A 1077-nucleotide genomic window follows, 5' to 3' on the forward strand; every position below is an offset into this window, starting at 1 on the left:
TCCACGTCCGAGGGGACGATCACGTCGGGCCGGTTCAGCGGCGGATTGGCGGCCGCGGGCTTGCGCTCCGCCGGTTCGGGCGGCGGCAAGGGGCGCAGCATCGTCACGTCGAGGGGCGGGGTGGGGGTGATCACCGCCGGCGGAGCCCGCAGCTCAAACCGTTGGTAGTAAAGGCCGACCCCCACGCCAATGTGGGCCGCCGCCACTATGCCGATGGCGACCCACGCCCCGCTTGAGAGACGCGGCGCGCGCCGCTCGTGGAAGTCGATGGGGCTCACCAATCCGGGTCCGCTCGCGGTTCTGATCATCATGGCCGTTCTCCCTGCATTCGCCGTCCCCACAGCGTCCCTTGGGAGAAGCAAGCGCTGCCGTTGCGGCGGGTTTGCGGCGGGGATCGGACCGGATTGCGCACCGGTTCGAGCGTGGCGGGAAGGTCACGTTAAGGTTCGGTTAACCAGAGTCGACCAGCGTTAACGATTATGACCATCGGGGCGATTCCATCGTCAGGCGGGGTTGAGGCGGCCATCCGGCGTGCGTCCAGCGCGACGGGTGTGGACGCCGACTTCCTGGTGCGCACCGCCCGGCGCGAGAGCGCGATGAACCCGTCCGCGCGGGCCCGCACCTCGTCCGCCGCCGGCCTGTTCCAGTTCATCGAGCAGACCTGGTTGGCGACGGTGAAGGCGCACGGCGCCAAGCACGGCTACGGCCAGTACGCCGACCTGATCTACCGCGGCGGGGATGGCCGCTGGCGGGTGGAAGGCTCGGCCCGCAACGTGGTGCTGGACCTGCGCTACGACGCTCAGGCGGCCTCGGTGATGGCCGGAGAGCTGACCGCGTCCAACGCCGCCTATCTGAGAGGCCGCACCGGCCGCGAGCCGGGGGCCGGCGACCTGTACGCCGCCCACTTCCTGGGGCCGGCGGGGGCCGCCCAGCTGATGGAGGCCATGGACCGGCGTCCGGGCGCCAGCGCGGCGGCCATCTTCCCCGAGGCCGCGGGCGCCAATCGCTCGATCTTCTACCGCGACGGCCGGGCGGCGACGGTCGCCGAGGTGCACGCCAACCTGCAGCGCGCGGCCG

At 71.7% G+C, this 1077-nt stretch carries 1 protein-coding gene and 1 pseudogene; one reads left to right on the forward strand and one right to left on the reverse strand.

Annotated features, from left to right (window positions below; genetic code table 11):
* Positions 1–311, reverse strand: a pseudogene (locus AC2W7C_RS18315) (energy transducer TonB family protein); the annotation flags it as partial.
* A 168-nt stretch (positions 312–479) separates the two neighbouring features.
* On the opposite strand from AC2W7C_RS18315, the gene AC2W7C_RS18320 reads away from it, so the two are divergent.
* Positions 480–1077: transglycosylase SLT domain-containing protein (locus AC2W7C_RS18320; RefSeq protein ID WP_486002622.1), on the forward strand; the 598-nt coding region annotated here is incomplete at its 3' end.

Source organism: Brevundimonas sp. CURTG3B2_SDJG (assembly GCF_057364705.1).